This window comes from Pseudomonas fluorescens (genome assembly GCF_902497625.1).
Lineage (GTDB): Bacteria > Pseudomonadota > Gammaproteobacteria > Pseudomonadales > Pseudomonadaceae > Aquipseudomonas > Aquipseudomonas fluorescens_BQ.
Genome location: NZ_CABVGX010000013.1, coordinates 1 through 20,160, shown reverse-complemented (window position 1 = coordinate 20,160; position 20,160 = coordinate 1). Strand labels below are relative to the sequence as shown.

The 20,160-nt window shown below is 60.0% G+C and carries 15 protein-coding genes; 5 read left to right on the top strand and 10 right to left on the bottom strand.

Features of this window, described 5'->3' with window-relative positions; translation table 11 throughout:
* Positions 1 to 166: 166 nt before the first annotated feature.
* The 3 genes from F8N12_RS10310 to F8N12_RS10300 are packed head-to-tail and all read left to right on the top strand — an operon-like array spanning position 167 to position 5,642.
* Positions 167 to 1,411, top strand: a complete 1,245-nt coding sequence (locus F8N12_RS10310) for an exonuclease SbcCD subunit D C-terminal domain-containing protein (RefSeq protein ID WP_150580328.1) — start codon at positions 167 to 169, stop codon at positions 1,409 to 1,411.
* Positions 1,408 to 5,049: an AAA family ATPase gene (locus F8N12_RS10305; protein ID WP_150580327.1), complete on the top strand. Its 3,642-nt coding sequence runs from the start codon at positions 1,408 to 1,410 to the stop codon at positions 5,047 to 5,049. Before F8N12_RS10310 ends, F8N12_RS10305 begins: the two co-directional genes overlap by 4 nt.
* A complete protein-coding gene (locus tag F8N12_RS10300; protein WP_150580326.1) occupies positions 5,046 to 5,642 on the top strand; it encodes a glutathione S-transferase in 597 nt (198 codons plus the stop codon). Before F8N12_RS10305 ends, F8N12_RS10300 begins: the two co-directional genes overlap by 4 nt.
* A 193-nt stretch (positions 5,643 to 5,835) precedes the next feature.
* Here the strand turns inward: F8N12_RS10300 and F8N12_RS10295 are convergent, their stop codons facing one another.
* The 8 genes from F8N12_RS10295 to F8N12_RS10260 form a co-directional block, all read right to left on the bottom strand.
* Positions 5,836 to 6,093, bottom strand: coding sequence for a hypothetical protein (locus tag F8N12_RS10295; RefSeq protein WP_150580325.1), 258 nt, complete (start codon positions 6,091 to 6,093; stop codon positions 5,836 to 5,838).
* Complete coding sequence (locus F8N12_RS10290; protein WP_150580324.1) at positions 6,090 to 6,302, bottom strand: hypothetical protein; 213 nt, start codon at positions 6,300 to 6,302, stop codon at positions 6,090 to 6,092. The genes F8N12_RS10295 and F8N12_RS10290 overlap by 4 nt, the downstream gene beginning before the upstream one ends.
* A gap of 292 nt (positions 6,303 to 6,594) precedes the next feature.
* On the bottom strand, positions 6,595 to 6,774 hold the full coding sequence (locus F8N12_RS10285) for a hypothetical protein (protein ID WP_028620583.1): 180 nt from the start codon (positions 6,772 to 6,774) through the stop codon (positions 6,595 to 6,597).
* A gap of 156 nt (positions 6,775 to 6,930) precedes the next feature.
* On the bottom strand, positions 6,931 to 8,100 hold the full coding sequence (locus tag F8N12_RS10280) for a lactonase family protein (RefSeq protein ID WP_150580399.1): 1,170 nt from the start codon (positions 8,098 to 8,100) through the stop codon (positions 6,931 to 6,933).
* Positions 8,093 to 8,389, bottom strand: coding sequence for a DUF5629 family protein (locus F8N12_RS10275; RefSeq protein ID WP_150580323.1), 297 nt, complete (start codon positions 8,387 to 8,389; stop codon positions 8,093 to 8,095). The genes F8N12_RS10280 and F8N12_RS10275 overlap by 8 nt, the downstream gene beginning before the upstream one ends.
* Positions 8,390 to 8,611: 222 nt before the next feature.
* Positions 8,612 to 10,192: an aldehyde dehydrogenase (NADP(+)) gene (locus F8N12_RS10270; RefSeq protein WP_150580322.1), complete on the bottom strand. Its 1,581-nt coding sequence runs from the start codon at positions 10,190 to 10,192 to the stop codon at positions 8,612 to 8,614.
* 10 nt (positions 10,193 to 10,202) lie between these two features.
* Entirely contained in the window at positions 10,203 to 11,195 is a 993-nt protein-coding gene (gene araD1, locus F8N12_RS10265) for an AraD1 family protein (RefSeq protein ID WP_150580321.1), read from the bottom strand.
* 167 nt (positions 11,196 to 11,362) lie between these two features.
* Positions 11,363 to 12,685, bottom strand: a complete 1,323-nt coding sequence (locus tag F8N12_RS10260) for an MFS transporter (RefSeq protein ID WP_150580320.1) — start codon at positions 12,683 to 12,685, stop codon at positions 11,363 to 11,365.
* Positions 12,686 to 12,879: 194 nt separating this feature from the next.
* On the opposite strand from F8N12_RS10260, the gene F8N12_RS10255 reads away from it, so the two are divergent.
* A complete protein-coding gene (locus tag F8N12_RS10255; protein ID WP_150580319.1) occupies positions 12,880 to 14,616 on the top strand; it encodes an IlvD/Edd family dehydratase in 1,737 nt (578 codons plus the stop codon).
* A 187-nt stretch (positions 14,617 to 14,803) separates the two neighbouring features.
* Positions 14,804 to 15,523 (top strand): FadR/GntR family transcriptional regulator, encoded by a 720-nt coding sequence (locus F8N12_RS10250; protein ID WP_150580318.1) that lies wholly within the window; start codon positions 14,804 to 14,806, stop codon positions 15,521 to 15,523.
* Positions 15,524 to 15,700: 177 nt separating this feature from the next.
* Here the strand turns inward: F8N12_RS10250 and F8N12_RS10245 are convergent, their stop codons facing one another.
* Complete coding sequence (locus tag F8N12_RS10245) at positions 15,701 to 18,076, bottom strand: efflux RND transporter permease subunit (RefSeq protein WP_150580317.1); 2,376 nt, start codon at positions 18,074 to 18,076, stop codon at positions 15,701 to 15,703.
* A 25-nt stretch (positions 18,077 to 18,101) separates the two neighbouring features.
* Positions 18,102 to 19,154 carry a WD40/YVTN/BNR-like repeat-containing protein gene (locus tag F8N12_RS10240; RefSeq protein ID WP_150580316.1) on the bottom strand — a complete coding sequence of 351 codons (1,053 nt, stop codon included), beginning with the start codon at positions 19,152 to 19,154 and terminating at the stop codon, positions 18,102 to 18,104.
* Between the last annotated feature and the right edge of the window lie 1,006 nt (positions 19,155 to 20,160).

Sequence of the window (20,160 nt, the reverse complement as noted above, 5' to 3'; positions counted from 1 at the left end):
TTCGCGAGCGGGCTCACTCCTACAGAGACACGCATCCCTGAGTACCTGTCGAAAGCTGCGATCTATTCGCCCTTCTGCACTCGCCCCCTTTTACCAGTAAACTCTCTCCCCTTTCGCCGCCTCCAATTTCCACGCGGCCATTACCTTATTTCCCACGGAGTTCGCCTTGCGTCTGTTTCACACCTCCGACTGGCATCTTGGGCAGAACCTGCACGGCCAGGAACGTGATTTCGAGCACGGTTGTTTTCTCGACTGGCTGCTGCGTCAGTTGAAGCTTGACCAGCCCGATGCATTGCTGATCGCCGGCGATATCTTCGACACGGTCAACCCGCCGGTCAAAGCCCAGGAACGCCTTTACGATTTCATCGTCAGTGCCCATGAACAACAGCCCAAGCTGACCATCGTGATGATCGCCGGCAACCACGATTCCGGTTCGCGCATCGAATTGCCGGCGCCGCTGATGCGCCGTTTGCGTACCCATGCGCTCGGTCGCGTGTTGTGGCTGGACGACGGGCAGCTGGATGCCGAGCGTCTGCTGCTGCCCCTGCCGGACGCCAAGGGCAAAACGGTCGCCTGGTGCCTGGCGCTGCCGTTCCTGCGCCCGGCCGAGGTGACCGGCGCGCATCTGGGCGACAACTATTTGCGCGGTATTGGTCAGGTTCACGAATGGCTGATCGCTGCGGCGAATGCCAAGCGCAAGAAGGGCCAGGCGTTGATCGCCATCAGCCATGCGCACATGGCCGGCGGCTCGGTGTCGGAAGATTCCGAGCGCAGCCTGATCATCGGCAATGCCGAAGCGCTGCCGGCCAGCCTGTTCGGCCCGACCATCAGCTATGTCGCACTTGGGCACCTGCACAAGCCACAAAAGGTCAACGGTGAAGAGCGCATTCGCTACAGCGGCTCGCCGATTCCACTGTCGTTTTCCGAGATCGGTTATCAGCACCAGATTCTGGATATTGAGCTCGACGGCGAGACCCTGCTCAGTGTCGTACCCAAGCTCATCCCCCGCGCGGTCAACCTGCAACGCATTGGCCCAGCGCCGTTGGCGGACATTCTCTTGCAGCTGACCGACTTGCCGAACATTGATCTGCTGGCCGACATTCAGCGTCAACCGTGGCTGGAAGTGCGCGTTCGTCTCGACGAACCGCAACCGGATCTGCGCCATCAGCTCGAAACCGCGCTGCAAGGCAAAGCGGTCCGGCTGGTGAGAATCGCCGCCGAATATGCCGGCAGTGGCGCTCCCGACGGTAGCGATGATGGCGCCAAGCTGATCGAACTGGATCAGTTGACACCGCAGGAATTGTTCAGTCGCGCCTGGCTGGACAACTATGGCAGCGAGGTCGACGAGCAAACGCTGAAGGACTTTGCCGAACTGTTGCAGGACGTGCAGATGGAGAGCGAACAGCCATGAAAATCCTCGCGATCCGTTTGAAGAACCTCGCCTCGCTGGCCGGGCCTTTTGAAATCGACTTCACGGCTGAACCGCTGGCGAGTGCCGGTTTGTTCGCGATCACCGGACCGACCGGCGCCGGCAAAAGCACCCTGCTCGACGCCTTGTGCCTGGCGCTGTTCGGCGCCGTGCCAAGGCTGAGCAACGCGCAGGTCTCGGCCAAGGCGCCGGACGCTGATGGCGAAATCAGCACTGGCGACCCGCGCACGCTGTTGCGCCGCGGCACCGGCGAAGGGTATGCCGAGGTGGATTTTGTCGGCATTGACGGCCGCCGTTATCGTGCGCGCTGGGAAGCCAATCGCGCCCGCGAGAAGGCCGGCGGCAAGCTGCAGGCCAGTCGCCAGAGTTTGCGTGACATCGATCAGGACCAATTGCTCGCCAGCCAGAAAGCCGACTTCAAGACCCAACTCGAAGCCGTGCTGGGCCTTAATTTCGAGCAGTTCACCCGTGCCGTGCTGCTGGCCCAGAGTGAATTCAGCGCGTTCCTTAAGGCCAACGATAACGAACGCAGCGAACTGCTGGAAAAGCTCACCGACACCGCGCTGTACACGCGCCTGGGTCGGCGTGCTTTCGACAAGGCCAAAGACGCTCGCGAAAACCATAAGCTTTTGCAGGACCAGGCCACGGGGGTTACGCCGTTGTCCCCCGAAGCCCGCGCTGAACTGGATGAGCGCTTCAATGAGGCGCAGCAGCAGCTCAGGACGCAACAGGCGCAACTCAAGCAGCTTGAGCTGCAACACACCTGGCTCAAAGAGCTGCGCCAGTTGCAGGAGGAACAACAGAGTGCTGCTGAACAACTGACCAGCGCTCAACAGCACTGGGAGAGCCTGGCCGCTGAACGCCTGAAGTTGACGCGCCTGGAGCAACTCGCGCCGCAACGTCACCAGTTTGCCCGCCAGAGCGAACTCAGCGCCCAGCTCACCCCGCTGGCCGCGCAAATGCAAGAGCACAGCCGCCAGCAAACCGAGCTGAACCAACGCCGTGCGCAGCTTGAGCAAAGCCTGTGCGCCGCACAAACCGCGCTGGCCGAAGCGCAGGCACGTCACACGGCCAGCGCTGCGCCGTTGCGCCAGGCATTCGAGGCACAGAGCACCCTTGCCCGCCTGGCCAAAGACGCGAGCCAGAGTGCCGAGCGCAAGCAGCAGGCACAACTCGCCTGCACCGAAGGCCAAAGCGCGATTCAGGCCTTGCTCGACCAGCAGCAGCGCGTAGCCGAGCGTTTGCAACAGATCGCCGCAGAGCTCGCGCACAGTGCGCACCTTGCGCCGCTCAGTGACGCCTGGAACGCTTATCGCGATCGGCTGCAGCAACTGATGTTGATCGGCAATCGCCTCAACAAAGGCCAGGCGGAACTGGCTTCGCTGGAACAGAATGCCGCCCGCTGCGCCGAACAGCTGGCAGCGCAGAAGCAGCAATTGGAAGTCCTCTATAAAGAGGCTGGCGCCGAACCGGAAGCCGTAGCCGAGCAGATTCAGTTGCTGGGTAATTTGCTGCAGGACAACCGCAAGCAATTACGCGCGTTCGAAGAACTGAGCCGCCTGTGGGCCAGCCAGCAAGAACTCGACAAGCGTGGCGCCGAACTGCAACAGCGCCAGCTCACCGCCCAGCAGGAACGCGAGCGCCTGACTCAGGACGGGGTCAAGACCAAAGCCGCGTTGTCCGTTGCCGAACAGACCTTGAACGTCACCCGAGAATTGCTCGAACGCCAGCGTCTGGCCCGCAGCGCCAGTGTCGAAGAATTGCGCGCACAGTTGCAGGACGATCAGCCGTGCCCGGTGTGTGGCAGCTCCGACCATCCATATCACCAGCCTGAAGCCCTGCTGCAAAGTCTTGGTCGGCATGATGAAAGCGAACAGGCCAATGCGCACAAAGCGGTGGATACGCTCAAGGAACAGTTGACCGACTTGCGCGCCGAAGTCGGCGGCGTGATTGCTCAACAGAAAGAGTTGTTGCAACAGCAGGAACAGCTCGCCACTCAGCAGCAGGGCCTTTCGCCGAGCCTTGAAGCGCACCCGCTGTCGACTCAGTTGCTGGCTCAGGATGACGTTAAACGCGGTGCCTGGCTAACCCAGCAAACCAGCCAGTTGAACCAGAGCATCACTCAGGACGAACAGCGGCAAACCGCCCTGCTCTCCCTGCAACAGGATGCGGCGCGCCTTCAACAGCAATTGCGCAATGCCGAAACCGCCAGTCAGCAAGCCAGCCAGCACCTGGCCAACCAACAGCGCGAGCTGAGCAGTGATCGCCAGCGTCTGGATGAGGAACTGAATGCCTTCAGCACGCTGCTACCTGCCGATACCCTTGAAGCATTGCGCAGCGAACCGGCGGCAACGTTCCTGCAGCTCGATCAGCAAATCGCCCAGCGCGTGCAACAACTCGATCAACAACGCGACGAACAAAGCGAGCAACAGCAGCGCCAGCAGACGCTGGAAAAAGAACAGGATCGCCAGCTGACCCGAGCGCAGCAGCTCGAAGACGCGCAGCAACAATTCGCCGCGCTGACCGAACAGCAGCAGGCCTGTCAGCAAACCCTCGCGCAGTTATTGGGCGAACACGGCAGCGCAGAGGACTGGCAACTGCAACTGGATCAGGCCGTCGAGCAAGCCCGCAGTGCTGAAGCGAGCGCCGGCCAGGAATTGCAAAGCGTACGCACGCGGTTGGTGCAACTGGCCGCTGAACTCAAGGCGCAGGAGGATCGCAGTGAGGCCCTGGCCAGCGAAGACCGCGAGCTAAGCGGCAAGATCGCTGGTTGGCGGGCGCTGCATCCCGAACTGGATGATGGCGGCCTGGAGTTCCTGCTAAGTGTGGACGATCAACAAGTCAGTGACCTGCGCCAACGTCTGCAGCAAAGCGAAAAAGCCATCGAACAGGCCAAGGTCAGACTGCAGGAGCGCGATCAACGACTACTCAATCATCAGGCACAGCACAATGGCAATCTCGATGCCGCACAACTGGCCAGTGCCTTGGCCGAACTGCAAAATCTGTTCACCGGCAGCGAACAGCGTTGCGCCGAATTGCGTGCCGAACAGGCCGAAGATCAACGTCGGCAGAATGCCAATCAGGCGCTGGCCCAGCAAATCGCCGAGGCTAACGCCGAGTATCAGCGCTGGGCCCGCCTGAATGCGTTGATTGGTTCCGCCACCGGCGACACCTTCCGCAAGATCGCCCAGGCTTATAACCTCGACTTGCTGGTGCATCACGCCAACGTGCAGCTGCGGCAACTGGTGCGGCGCTATCGTTTGAAACGCGGCGGCAGCATGTTGGGGTTGCTGGTGATGGACACCGAGATGGGCGATGAACTGCGTTCGGTGCATTCGCTGTCCGGCGGTGAAACATTCCTGGTGTCGCTGGCGCTGGCGTTGGGTCTGGCGTCGATGGCTTCAAGTACGCTGAAGATTGAATCGCTGTTTATCGACGAAGGCTTCGGCAGCCTCGACCCGGAATCCCTGCAACTGGCCATGGACGCCCTCGACGGCTTGCAGGCACAGGGTCGCAAGGTTGCGGTGATCTCCCACGTGCAGGAAATGCATGAGCGGATTCCGGTACAGATCCAGGTCCATCGCCAAGGCAATGGCCTGAGTACGCTGGAGGTGAAATGAATACGCTGTATTCCTTCCGCCGCTGCCCGTACGCGATGCGCGCCAGGATGGCCCTGCGTTACTGCGGGGTCGCGGTGGACATCGTCGAGGTCAGCCTGAAAGCCAAACCTGCCGACATGCTCGCACTGTCGAGCAAAGGCACGGTGCCGGTGTTGAGTGTTGACGGCGAAGTGATCGATGAAAGCCTGGCGATCATGCGCTGGGCGCTGGCGCAGAACGATCCGCAGGACTGGTTGCTCAAGGCGGACCCTGACGGCCAGGCACATATCGCCGAGTTGATCGAACAAAATGATCAGGTGTTCAAAGTGCACCTCAATTGCTACAAATATGCCGAGCGCTATCCGGAGCAACCGATGAAAGTTTATCGGCGCGAAGGCGAGGTGTTTTTGCGCAGGCTGGAGGCCTTGCTGGAGGGTCGCGATTATCTATTGGCCGAACATCCAAGTCTGGCCGACGTGGCCGTGATGCCGTTCGTGCGGCAATTCGCGCATGTTGACCGCGAGTGGTTTGCGCAGACGCCCTACGTTCGGTTGCAGGCGTGGTTGCAGCAGTTTCTAGTGTCGGATTTCTTTACCGGTGTGATGCAGAAATAACCGCCATCGCTCACCTGTGCAGCAGCTAACACAATCATCTGTGGCGAGGGGGCTTGCCCCCGTTGGGTTGCGCAGCGACCCCTGTTATTCCTTCGACTAAAGACGGATCTCTGGGCGGCTTCGCCGCCAGCGGGGGCAAGCCCCCTCGCCACAAGTGTCTACAGCCAGCTCCCAGGGAGTAAGCGGCATCAGTTCAGGCAAACACTTCACACATCTTCAACACCGAGCAATCCACCTGGAACGGGCCAAAGAAATCTACTTCGCGTTTGATCGGTGGATTGCCCGCCAGTAATCCCATGGCCTTGGCGGTATCAATCGCGCGGGCCAGATTGTGGTTGGCTTCAATCGCGCGGGCGACCGAGCCTGCCGAACTGTGGCCGATACCCAATAGTGAAGAGCCATTGGTCATGAACGCCAGGAAGGCAATGACCCAGAGTTTCCCTCCTTTCATGATCCTGCAACTCCCGCGAGTTCAGCCCGATCTACCAGCACGCTTTGCGTACGATGATCAAACTGGATACCGGGATGAGCCACCTGGATCGGTGCCTCGAATTCGTGTTCGGTCTGCGCCGAAATGCTGACACCCAAGACCATGACCAGGTACAGACCGATAGCCAGGTAAGCGCCGCGTTTGGCAGAAGAGAGGATTGCGCTGGCCATGGTGTTCTCCCGTGGACATGTTTTTTGATGTCCACAGAATTGATCAAAAAAGCCGTGGTAACCACTCAGGGTTATCCATAGTAACCATCAGCTTCGTTGATTATTGAGCCACTCTATCCGAGCCTTTGAGAGAATTGATCAGGCCCGCGCGCTATAGCAGGAGCGGCTGAATAGCAGGTGGGGTTCAGACGCAAACGCGTTATGCAGGAGCGACCTCACTCAACGTTTCCCGAATTTACTTCGAGCCGCGCAAGTGACTTCGCTCCTGCATAAAGGGTGCAGGATTTACATTTCAGGCTTGGGTTTTATGATCCAGTGCGGCGTAGAAGTTGGCGCTTTGTTGCAGGTATTTTTGGGTGTAGCTCTGGGCGTGGGATTTTTTGTCGCTGAGTTCAACATTGGCACTGGCCGGCAACGCGACGGTTGCGGAGATGGCGGAAGCAGCGATTACAGAGAAGAGATTGAAGTTCATGGTGGTAGTCCTCGAAGTCAGTTGGCTTGTTTGCCCGGTGGGGCCGTGAAGCAAACTTAACCTTCGAGGGTTTCACCCTTGAAATGCTTTGTAGCACTTCTGCATATCAGCCGCATTGATACAAGCGTGCAGGCCCTATCCAGCGGGGCCTGCGGCCTATTGACGCACCAGGAACTTGAGGTCGCTCGGTGCATCGATCGGCAACTTTTGCACGGTTTTACCCAGCAGACCGCTTTGCGCATCGCGTTCGACCACAACGATCTGGTTACTTTTCTGATTGGCGATCAGCAGGAATTTGCCGCTGGGATCGAGGCTGAATTCTCGCGGGTGATCGCCCTCTACGGAGCGACGCTGCAGCTCCTTGAGCTGGCCGCTCGCAGCGGCGATGGCGAACACCAGCAACTGATTGGCGGTGCCACGGTTGCTGATGTAAAGGAACTTGCCATCGGCGGAAGCATGCAGCGCCGCGGCTGCCTTGTCCGACGCAGGCTGCCCGGCCGCCAGATCGACCATCTGCGTTTGCTCAAGCTTGCCATCGTGATAATCGAACACGGCAATCTGCGCGCTCATTTCCATGGTCAGCCACGCGTGTTTGCCATCGGCACTGAACAACAGATGACGCGGCCCGCTGCCCGGCGGCAGTTGCACGAATGGCGGCGTGGCGGCGGTCAATGGCAGTTCGGGGTTGGCTTTCGGATCGAAGCGGTAGACGAACACCTTGTCCGCGCCCAAGTCATTGGAGAAAACAAATTTGCCGTCTGGCGATGAGACCGTCGAATGCACGTGCGCCGACATCTGCCGCTCGGGGTTGACCCTGCTCGATGCATGGCTGCTCATCTGCACCACGGGTTTGAGCTGGCCGTCTGCGCCCACCGGTACTACCGCCAGGGTGCCACCCGGATCTTCGACCACGGAGTAATTGCTGACGAACAAATGGTCGGCATCCGCGCTGAGGCTCGAATGGGTCGGCTCATTGCCCAGACTCTGCACCTGATTGATCAAGCTCAATGCATGGGTCTTGGGGTCGATCGCAAAACTGCTGACGCGCCCTACCGGATCGGCCTGCCCCGGGCCGTTTTCGTTGACCGCGAACAGGTAGCGTTGATCCCTCGAGATCGTCAACCAGGATGGGTTTTCGCTTTTGATCACTTGCAGCGGTTTGGCGTCGATGTGGCCGGTGGCGGCATCGAAACTCAGGCGATAAATGCCCTCGCTCTGGCCCGCTGTGTAGGAGCCGACCAGCAGGTCGTAGCGCTCGTCAGCCACAGCCTGAAGGCCCATCGCGCCGACGCTGCCGGCGATCAACAGTGGCCAGAAGTTACGCATCCTCATTCGTCTCGTCCTCGTCGTTATCACCGCCAATGGCGTCCAAAGGCACCAGTCGGTGTTCGCCCGAATCGCCGGTAATCAGCCAGCTCTGCAACGTTGCATCAAAGGTTGCGGCCTGAATCTGCGCCATGCTGAACGCCCAGCGTTTCAGTGCGCGACCGTCCATGCATTCGATGTGCAGGTTGTCGTCTTCATCGAGGGAGAAATCGAACGCGTGCAGCCCGTCGATTTCGAGCATGTCTGCGTGTTCGAGGGATTGGAGCAAGGTATCGGTGTTGGCAGTCATGGCAGTCAATCTTTGGAGAGGAAAGACGCAATAATAGCGCATGCCTGCAGCGAAGCTCGCGAGCAACACAGATCGAGATGTGGGAGCGGGCTTGCTCGCGAAAGCGGAGAGTCAGCCGACAGAGGTGTCGAATGAAAAACCGCCTTCGCGAGCAAGCCCGCTCTTACAAAGGTTTCGCGTTCCCAGCCGGAGCGTGGGAACGATCAAACATCAGCGACCAGACTAGATCGCGTCGCGCGACGGCTGGCCATCCACCAGGCGCTGGATGCGCAGCGGGTTAGCGTTTTTCAACGCGTCCGGCAGCAAACTGTCGGGGTAGTTCTGGAAACACACCGGCCGCAGGAAACGGTCGATGGCCAGAGTGCCAACCGACGTGCCGCGCGCATCGGAAGTGGCCGGGTACGGTCCGCCGTGGACCATTGAATCGCAGACTTCCACGCCGGTTGGGTAGCCGTTCAGCAGGATCCGGCCGACCTTCTGTTCCAGCAACGCGGTCAATTCGCCGAACTGCTCAAAGTCTGCCGGCTCACCGATGATCGTAGCGGTCAACTGGCCGTGCAAACCGTTCAAGGCCGCACTTAATTGCGCCTGATCCGCCACTTCGACGAACACGGTAGTTGGACCGAATACCTCCTCCTGCAGCACTTCATCGCCGTCAATCAGCAGGCTGACGTCGGCCTTGAACAGTTGCGGCTGCGCCTGATTACCTTCCTGCGCACGACCAGCCAGATGTTCGATGCCGGGATGCGCGAGGAGTTTTTGCAGGCCTTTGCCATAGCTGCCCAACGTGCCGGCGTTGAGCATGGTTTGCGCCGGCTGATCGCCGATCATCTGCGCCACTTGCTGCGCGAATGCGCTGAACTCGGGCGAGCGAATACCGATCACCAGGCCAGGGTTGGTGCAGAACTGCCCGCAGCCCTGAACCACCGAAGCGGTCAGGTCACGCGCCACCGTTTCTGCACGGGCTTTCAGCGCCTGAGGCAAGACGATCACCGGGTTGATGCTCGACATCTCGGCAAACACTGGAATCGGCTGCGGACGCGCCGCCGCCATGTCGCACAGCGCCCGGCCGCCCTTGAGCGAGCCGGTAAAACCTACTGCCTGAATCGCCGGGTGCTTGACCAGCGCTTCGCCGACGCCGGCGCCATAAATCATGTTGAACACACCGGCCGGCATGCCGGTTTTTTCCGCAGCGCGGGTCAGCGCACATGCGACCAATTCGGCAGTGGCCATGTGTCCACTGTGGGCCTTGAACACCACCGGGCAACCGGCGGCCAACGCAGATGCGGTGTCGCCGCCTGCCGTGGAAAATGCCAACGGGAAGTTGCTTGCACCGAACACGGCAACCGGGCCGAGGCCGATGCGGTATTGGCGCAGGTCCGGACGCGGCAACGGCTGGCGATCCGGCAACGCCTGATCAATCCGTGCGCCATAAAAATCGCCGCGACGCAGCACTTTAGCGAACAGGCGCATCTGGCCACTGGTGCGCCCGCGTTCGCCTTGAATGCGTCCGGCCGGCAATGCGGTTTCACGGCAAACCACGGCAACGAAGTGGTCGCCGAGGGCGTCCAGCTCATCGGCGATCGCATCGAGAAATTCCGCACGACGCTCAGCGCTCAAACTGCGATAAGCCGGGTACGCGGCAGCGGCGGCTTTGGCGGCGGCGTCTACTTCTTCCGGAGTGGCCTGGTAAAACTCATGTGGCAACGGCTCGCCGGTGGTGGCGTCGACGCTTTGCAAAGTCTGGGAGCCGGCGGCGCTGCGCTGGCCGCCGATGTAATTGTGGCCAAGAATGCTGGTCATGAAGTTCTCCTTAAAGAGTACCGATGGTGCCGGGTTCGTATGACGCTTCGACAGGCATGATGCCATTGATCAACGGCGCACCGAATTCGGCCTGGCTGATCTCGAACACGTCGCCCGGCTGCGTGCGAATGCCGTCGGCGAACGACAGCGTCGCGGTGCCGAAAAAATGGATGTGCACATCCCCCGGTCGCAGGAACTGACTGTACTTGAAGTGGTGGTACTCGAGGTTCTCGAGACTGTGGCACATGTTCGCTTCGCCACTGAGAAACTCGTTCTGCCACAACACTTCACCGTCACGCAGGATGCGGCTGGTGCCTGCCAGATGTTGAGGCAATTCACCGACCCGAAGTTCCGGACCATAACTGCAACTGCGCAATTTCGAGTGTGCAAGGTACAGGTAATTCTTGCGTTCCATGATGTGATCGGAAAATTCGTTACCCACCGCAAAACCGAGGCGATACGGCTTGCCGTCGTGGCCGATGACATAGAGACCGCTGAGTTCGGGCTCTTCGCCGGCATCCTCGGCAAACGGTGGCAGTGGAAACGGTTGGCCGGGGCGCACGACGATGCTGCCGTCGCCTTTGTAGAACCATTCCGGTTGTACACCGGCCTGCCCTGCTGCGGGTTTGCCGCCCTCCACGCCCCATTTGAAGATGCGCATGGTGTCGGTCATCGCCGTTTCGTCGCCGGCCTGCTGGTGCATTTTGTCCCGCGCCGAGGCACTGCCCAGGTGGGTCAGGCCGGTGCCGCTGATCAGCATATGCGCTGGGTCCGGGTGGTCCAGCGGCGGCAAGATGCGCAATTCTGCCAGCAATTCAGCGTAATCGTGGGTGATGCCCAGCCCGAGGGTTTTCACCTGTTGTTCAAGATTCACGCCGGCCTCGATGGCCGCGAGGGCAAGATCGCGCACCGTACCCGCACCCTGGACTTCACGAACCAGAGTGCCTTCTACGACGCCAACCCGGCGCTCGCCGTGAATCAATTCAAATTGAACCAGACGCATGAGACTTCTCCTGTTAGAGCAAAACATGAAGGCGACGCCGACTAATGTGGGAGCGGGCTTGCCCGCGAAGGCAATATTTCAGTCGACACCGATGTTGAATTTCCAATCCCTTTCGTCGGAACGCCGCCCGGAGCAAGCCCGCTCCCACAGGGGATTTGCATGGCCTTTCAGGTACGCGTTGCACCGCGTGCACTCGCCGCGAACTGATCCGCCGGCAATACATGCTTGCGCTCCAGCACCCGATAGACCACACCCGTCAAAATCAAACCGAACACCATCACGCCCGAGAGGAAGTACAGGCCCGAGGCCAGGTTGCCGGTGTATTCCTTCAACGCGCCGATCACGAATGGGCCGATGTAACCGCCGAGGTTACCGACCGAGTTGATCAACGCTATTCCGGCCGCGGCACTGGCGCCGGCGAAGAAACGGCCCGGCAAGGTCCAGAACACCGCCGTGCAGGAAAACAGCGCAAATGCCACTAGACATAAAGCTGCGAGCTGCCATACCGGCACCGTCAGCCATGCGCTGAAAAACAGGCCGACGGCACCCAACACGTAAAGCACTGCGAGGTGACCGTAGCGGTCATTCAAACGATCGGAGCTGCGCGGAATAATCAGCAAACCGATGATCCCGAAAATGTATGGCACGGAAGAGACAAAACCAGTCACCAGGTCAGTGCCGCCGAACTGCTTGATCAGGGTCGGCAACCACAACCCGAGGCCATAAATGCTCAGAGTCACCGGGAGGTAAAACAGCGCCAGCAGCAACACTCGCTTGTCTTTCAACGCGTGCAGCGGGTTGCCGTGACGGGTCTGGCCGTACTCTTCCAGGTCCTTTTTCAGCTCACCGCTGAGCCAGTCCTTCTCGGCCTGGTCCATCCATTTCACTTGCTGCGGACCGTCCGGGAGCCAGCGCAGTACCGGCCAGGTCAACAGGATGGCCGGGGTGCCGATGACGATGAACAGCCACTGCCAGCCGTGCAGACCGAGGATGCCGTCCATGCCCAGCAAACCGCCGGACACCGGGCCGGTGATCAGCATGGCGATCGGTTGCGAGAGGATGAACAAGCCAAGGATCTTGCCGCGATGGCGCACCGGGAACCACTGGGTGATGTAGTACAGAACGCCCGGGAAGAACCCGGCTTCGGCGGCACCCAGCAGGAAGCGCATCACGTAAAAGCTATGCGGCCCCTGGACAAACGCCATGCCGATGGTGATGGCGCCCCAAGTGATCATGATCCGGGCAAACCAGCGTCGCGCCCCGAAGCGTTCAAGCATCAGGTTGCTGGGGATTTCGAACAGGAAGTAGCCAATGAAGAACAGTCCGGCGCCCAGCCCGTAAGCGGCGTCACCGATACCGATGTCGGCACCCATGTGCAGCTTGGCGAACCCTACGGCGGAGCGATCCACATAGGCGATCAGGTACAGCAGGATCAGGAAGGGAATCAGTTTCAGTGTGATGCGACGAATAAGCCGCAGTTCCTGGCTCATGAGATCGGTCTCCGATTGTTGTTGTTATAGAACCTCGGGGGACGCCTCTCGCGGAAAACCGCCAGGGCCCATCCCTCCGTTGAAAGCGACTATATAGTAATACTATTTATCCAACAACACTTCCCATAGCAGGAGATTGCGCTTATGTTAAGCATCAGCTCGCACAATATAGTCATACAATAAGAGAATCGATCATGTCTGATAAGAAACCCACCCTGCGCTCCGCCCAATGGTTTGGCACCGCCGACAAGAACGGCTTCATGTACCGCAGCTGGATGAAGAATCAGGGCATCGCCGACCACCAGTTTCATGGCAAGCCGATCATCGGCATCTGTAACACCTGGTCGGAACTGACCCCGTGCAACGCGCATTTCCGCCAGATCGCGGAGCACGTCAAGCGCGGGGTGATCGAAGCCGGTGGCTTCCCGGTGGAATTCCCGGTGTTCTCGAACGGCGAATCGAACCTGCGCCCGACCGCCATGCTCACCCGCAACCTGGCGAGCATGGACGTCGAAGAAGCCATCCGCGGCAATCCGATCGATGGCGTGGTGCTGCTGACCGGCTGCGATAAAACCACTCCGGCATTGTTGATGGGTGCGGCCAGTTGCGACGTGCCCGCGATTGTCGTCACCGGCGGGCCGATGCTTAACGGCAAACACAAGGGCAAGGACATTGGCTCGGGCACCGTGGTCTGGCAGCTCAGCGAGCAAGTGAAGGCCGGCACCATCACCATCGACGATTTTCTTGCGGCCGAGGGCGGCATGTCCCGCTCAGCTGGCACCTGTAACACCATGGGCACCGCGTCGACGATGGCTTGCATGGCGGAAGCGCTGGGCACGTCCCTGCCCCACAACGCCGCCATTCCTGCAGTGGATGCGCGCCGCTACGTGTTGGCACACATGTCCGGCATGCGTGCCGTGGAAATGGTTCGCGAAGATTTGCGCCTGTCGAAAATCCTCACCAAGGAGGCCTTCGAAAACGCCATTCGGGTCAACGCCGCCATCGGTGGTTCGACCAACGCAGTTATCCATTTGAAAGCCATTGCTGGCCGTATCGGCGTGGAACTGGACCTTGATGACTGGACCCGCATCGGTCGCGGCATGCCAACCATCGTTGACCTGCAACCGTCCGGGCGCTTCCTGATGGAAGAGTTCTACTACGCCGGCGGCCTGCCTGCGGTACTGCGCCGTCTCGGTGAAGCCAACCTGATCCCGAACCCGGACGCTCTGACCGTCAACGGCAAGTCGATCGGCGAGAACACCAGGGACGCGCCGATTTATGGCGAGGACGAAGTGATCCGCTCGCTCGACAATCCGATCCGCGCCGACGGCGGCATCTGTGTCCTGCGCGGCAACCTTGCACCACTCGGCGCGGTGTTGAAACCGTCTGCCGCGAGTGCCGAATTGATGCAGCATCGCGGCCGTGCGGTGGTGTTCGAGAATTTCGACATGTACAAGGCGCGCATCAACGATCCGGAACTGGACGTGGATGCCAACTCGATTCTGGTGATGAAGAACTGCGGGCCGAAGGGTTATCCGGGCATGGCCGAAGTGGGGAATATGGGCTTGCCGGCCAAACTGCTGGCGCAAGGGGTCACCGACATGGTGCGCATTTCCGATGCTCGTATGAGCGGCACGGCGTACGGCACGGTGGTGTTGCATGTGGCGCCGGAAGCGGCGGCCGGCGGTCCTTTGGCGACAGTGAAGGAAGGCGACTGGATCGAACTGGACTGCGCCAACGGCCGTTTGCATCTGGACATCCCGGACGCCGAACTCGCCGCGCGCATGGCCGACCTGCAACCGCCGCAAAACCTGATCGTCGGCGGCTATCGTCAGCTGTACATCGACCATGTGTTGCAGGCGGATCAAGGCTGTGACTTTGACTTCCTGGTGGGCTGCCGTGGGTCAGAAGTGCCGCGTCACTCTCACTGACCCACCACGACCCTTTGTGGGAGCGGGCTTGCTCGCGAACGCGGTGTGTCATTCAACATATTCGTTGTCTGCCACACCGCATTCGCGAGCAAGCCCGCCCCCACATTTAATCGTGGCCCGCCTCAAGACCGTGCCACGCCTGCTATCATGCGCCACACCTCCATCGCACAGGATCGCGCCGCTTCCCATGGATTACCGCAAACCTTCCGACCGCAAAAGCATGCACTCGCGCATCGTCCAGGAACTGGGCATGCAGATCGTTTCCGGACGCTTCAAACCGGACGACAAACTGCCCGCCGAAGCGCTGTTGTGCGAAGAATATGCGGTCAGCCGCCCGGTGTTGCGTGAAGCCACGCGGGTGTTGGTCGCCAAAGGTCTGGTGTATTCCCGGCCGCGGGTCGGCACGGTGGTCAAGCAGCGCAAGGAATGGCACATGCTTGATCCGGACGTGCTGCACTGGTTGATGCAAAGCAGCCCGCAGAACGAGTTTTTCGATCTGCTGACCAGCGTGCGCAGCATCATCGAGCCAGCCGCCGCCGCCCTCGCGGCGCAATTCGCTACCGACGCAGACATCGCCTCCATCGGCGAGGCCTACCAGCGCATGGAAAACGCGCCGAGCCCGGAAGCACTGCTGCAACCGGATCTGGATTTCCACAGCCGCATCGCCGATGCCACCCACAACGATCTGCTGGCCAACCTGTGCAACATGCTCTCGGTGGCCATTGCCGAAGCGTTGAAACACTCCAACCAGCGACCGAACCTGCACGAACTGGCGCTGCCGCGGCACAAGGCGATCCTCACCGCCATCGAAAACCGCGACGCCCTCGGCGCCCGCCATGCAACGCTGGTGCAGCTAGACGATGCGCGCAGTGCACTGAACGTGGTGCTGGGCACCGATCCCTCCTGACACCATAACTTCAATGTGGGAGCGAGCCTGCTGGCGATGGCAATTTCACATTCAACATTGATGTTGGCTGGAAGACCGCCATCGCGAGCAGGCTCGCTCCCACAGGTGCCGGTGTGAATCTTCAGATGAAAAAAAGCCGCAAACCATAGGTTGCGGCTTTTTCGTTTGCGCTCGCTATCAGTGAGCGAACAGAGAATTACCCTTCTGCCCGGCAAGTTTCTCCGGCTTGATCAGGAACCGTGCCAGCGCCGGCAACAGCCACAGCGCGCCGAACATGTTCCAGAGCAGCATGAAGGTCAGCATCAAGCCCATGTCAGCCTGGAACTTGATGGCCGAGAAGATCCAGGTGCATACGCCGATCGCCAGGCACAAACCGGTGAACAGCACGGCTTTACCGGTGGACTTCAGCGTCTGATAGTAGGCCTCTTGCAACGGCAGGCCGGCACGCAGGAAAGTTTCAAGACGGCTGTAGATGTAGATCCCGTAATCCACGCCGATCCCCACCCCGAGCGCCACCACTGGCAACGTGGCGACTTTCACGCCGATGCCCATGAAGGCCATCAATGCGTTACCCAGTACCGAAGTCAGCACCAGCGGCAGGACGATGCACAAGGTCGCCGCCCAGGAACGGAAGGTGATCATGCACATGGTCGCGACGCAGATATAGACCAGGATCAGGATGGTCAGCTCGGATTCCCTGATCACCTCGTTGGTCGCTGCCTCGATTCCGGCGTTACCCGCAGCGAGGATGAACTCCAGACCGTCCTTGTTGTTCTCCTTGGCAAACTCCTGCACCGCATGCACGGCACGGTCCAGCGTCGCCGCCTTGTGGTCGTTGAGGAACACCAGCACCGGCGCCACGGAACAGCTGTTGTTGTACAAACCGTCAGCACGGGCAATGGAGTTGTTGAGCACGTCCGGGTTGCGTGACAGGGTTTCCCATTTCAGGTTGCCCTCGTTCATGCCCTTGATCATTTGCTTGGACACGGTCACCAGGGAGATCGCCGATTGCACTCCTTCAGTGTTCTGCATCTTCCACATCAGCTCATCGATCGGTGCCATCGCTTCATAGCGCGAGCAGCCTTCCGCCTTGGTCTTGACCATCACCACCAATACGTCGGAGCTGGTGGAGTAGTTGCTGATGATGAAGTTGTTGTCCTTGTTGTAGCGCGAGTCCGGACGCAGCTCCGGCGCACCCTGGTCGAGGTCGCCGATTTTCAGGTTCTGGCTGTACCAGAGACCTCCACCAAAGGCCAGCAAGGCCAGAACGATCGACACCGGCGCCACTTTCGGACTGGCGAAACCTGAGAGCAAGCGCCAGAACGGATGCTCGCGGTGTGCGTCTTTTTTGCTGCGCTCGACCGCGCGTTTGCTGATCCCCACGTAGGAGATCGCCACGGGCAGCAGGATCAGGTTGGTGAACACGATGACCGCTACGCCGATGGACGCGCCGATGGCCAGTTCGCGGATCACGCCGATGTCGATGATCAGCAAGGTGATGAACCCCACCGCATCGGCGAGAATCGCGATCATCCCAGGCAAGAACAGTTGACGAAAGGTGCGCCGTGCTGCGGTCAGCGCGTTGTCGGCCTCGCTGGATTGCAGGGCGATCCCGTTGATCTTCTGCACACCGTGGGAGATACCAATGGCAAAGATCAGGAACGGCACGAGCATCGAGTAGGGATCGAGCCCGAACCCGAAAAAGTGCATCAGGCCCAGCTGCCAGACCACCGCCACCAGCGTGGTACTCAACACCGCGACAGTGCTGCGCATGCAATTGGTGAACCAGTACAGCAGAATCAGCGTGATGACAAAGGCGATGCCGAAAAACATCACCACCATCACCAGGCCATCGATCAGGTCGCCAACTTTCTTGGCGAAACCGACGATATGAATCTGAACGTTAGGGTTCTGCGTTTCGAACTTGTCGCGGATCTTGTCTTCGAGTTCGTGGGAGAACTTGCGGTAGTCCAGCGCCAGCAACTTGCCCTGATCCTGCGGGTCCGGGTAGGACTCCAGCAACGGAATGTCGACGATACTCGACTTGAAGTCGTTGGCCACCAGACGACCGACCTGGCCAGACTTGAGGACGTTGTTGCGCAGCAGATCGAGGCTTTCCTGCGAACCGTTGTAACTCTGTGGAATCACTTCGCCACCGGCAAAGCCCTCCTCCGTCACTTCGGTCCAGCGCACGCTCGGACTCCACAGCGACTTGAGACCGGAACGGTCCACGCCGGAAATGTAGAACACTTCGTCGTTGATCTGACGCAGAGTCTCCATGTACTCCTTGGAGAAGATATCGCCGTCGGTGGCTTCCACCGAAATGCGCACGGTGTTGCCCAGGTTCGCCAGATCGTTGCGATGCTCCATCATCTTCTGAATGAAGGGATGCTCGAGCGGAATCATTTTTTCGAAACTGGTGGACGGCCGGATCAGCGTCGCCTGCCAGAACAGGAAAATGCTGACCAGCAGGCAGATCACGATCACTGCCGGGCGGTTGTTGAAGATCAGGCGTTCAAGGAACGTCGCCTTGTCCTGGTGATGGCTTGTCATGGATGTCATAGCTCCGCCCTTCTTATTATTTGCCCAGCTCGGCGCCGGTTGGCGAAGTGGCGCGAACGCCGCCCTGTCCTGCCAGTATCAGATTACCGTTACCCGCCGCCGTGACCGCCGAAACGGAAATGCGATCCGGTCGGTTGAACACGCTGAAGGTCTGGCCGTCGTCGTTGCTGCGCACCACGCTGCCACCGTTGCCAACGATCACGATGGAACCGTCATCGAGCAGCGTAGCCCCGGACAGGCCGAACTCCAGCGCCCCGCGGGTGGCTTTCAACTCGACCGGCTCCCAGGTGGTACCGAAATCAGTGGAACGATACAGGTTGCCGCGCAGGCCGTAAGCCAGCAGCGTATTGGCCTGAGCGGTACCGATCACGCCGAAAAACGAGCCTTCGTATGGGCCTTCCAGCTTTTCCCAGGTCTCGCCCCAATCGGCAGAGCGGAACATGCTGCCTTGTTCGCCGACAACGAACAGCCCGGCATCCTTGACGGCCGCGATGGCGTTGAGGTGAAACTGGTCTTCGTTGTCGAGGCGATCGCTGACGTCTTCCCAGTGCTTGCCGCCATCGGTGGTGGCCATCACCGCACCGTACGCGCCCACGGCAAAGCCGCTGTTGACGTCCTGAAACCAGACATCGAGCAGCGGCGATTCGCGTGTGAGTTCTTCAAATTGCTTGGTCCACGTAGTGCCGCCGTCCTCGGTGGCGAGGATCTGGGCATCGTGACCGACCGCCCAGCCGTGTTTGTCATCGACAAAAAACACCGCTGTCAGCAGTTGCCGGGTCGGCACTTTGGCTTGTGTCCAGGTTTTGCCCTGGTCATCGGAATACAGAATGTGCCCGCGATCGCCGACCGCAATCAGGCGAGCGCCAGCGTGCACGACGTCGAGCATCAGGCTTTTGCTGGCTTTGGCAGACTCAACGGCATAAACGACATCAGATGCCGGCGCTGCAGCGGCCAGCACAGGTGCCGACAACACGGCACAGCCCAACAGCGAGAGCGCTGTAGCCAGCAACGCGAATCTGCGTAGCGCCGGCGGGCGGCAGATACCCACACCCATGACAGGCTCACTCATAGACCTTCCCCCATTATTATTGTTAGGTCGTTCAACCTTTCAGGGCGCCGCAAGGGGTGCTCACGGCGATTGACAGGTTAAGAGCATAGTCCTGAAACCCGCAACCCAGAGCCCCTTCGGAAGCAGGCTTATCCTATCGGGGTTTGGAAAGGTCTGACAATCGACGCCACGTTATCTTTTGTTAACCCGGGCGGTTGGGGGGTGGGCTGAATGTTTGGGTATCAGGTGGGGTGATTGGCGATTGTGATCTGCTTGCAAAGACTTTGTATCCGGGAACCACTTACTAGCGGATTTACTCAATTAGCTGAGCGAGCTTGCTCGCGATGGCGGTGTGTCAGGTGACGTGATTTTGAAGGTGTACATATCCGTTATTGCGGTGATGGCTGATATGGGTTCCGCCCTTACGGCGGGTTACTTGGAAAAGCGCCAAGTAACCAAGCGCAAGCGCCCCTGACGTCCGGTGGCTCGCTAAGGCTCGCCATACCCTCGCTCCGGTCCTGCTCCGTGGGCGCGCCGCCATCGGCCATCCATGGCCGGCGGCAGCTAACCCGGCATCCTTGCCGGGTTGCCCACTGCGCAGAACCTGCGCTCGGCCTGCCGACGGGGCAGATCAAGATCAAAATCTGAAGCAAAGCAAAGCAAAGCAAAGCAAAGCAAAGCAAAGCAAAGCAAAGCAGCGGCGCCGTCTGGGCAGGATCATTTGTCTGAGACGACAAGGACCTGTAGCAGCTGGCGAAGCCTGCGTCCGGCTCGGGCCGCGATCGGACGCAGCAGTCGTCTCGTCGTCGTCGTCGTCGATCCCGAGCATGCGGTTATCTATTAAACCGCGCCGCCTGATTTTACGACTGCTTCGTCCGATCGCGGCCCGAACCGGACGCAGGCTGCGCCAGCTGCTACATGGATTTATGTTGCGGCGGAAACTGCAGCCAGGTCGGCTATCAGGCCGCCTCGGCGCGCTGTGGCGGTTAGGGCCCCCTCGGGAGGCTGAGCGCAGGTTCTGCGCAGT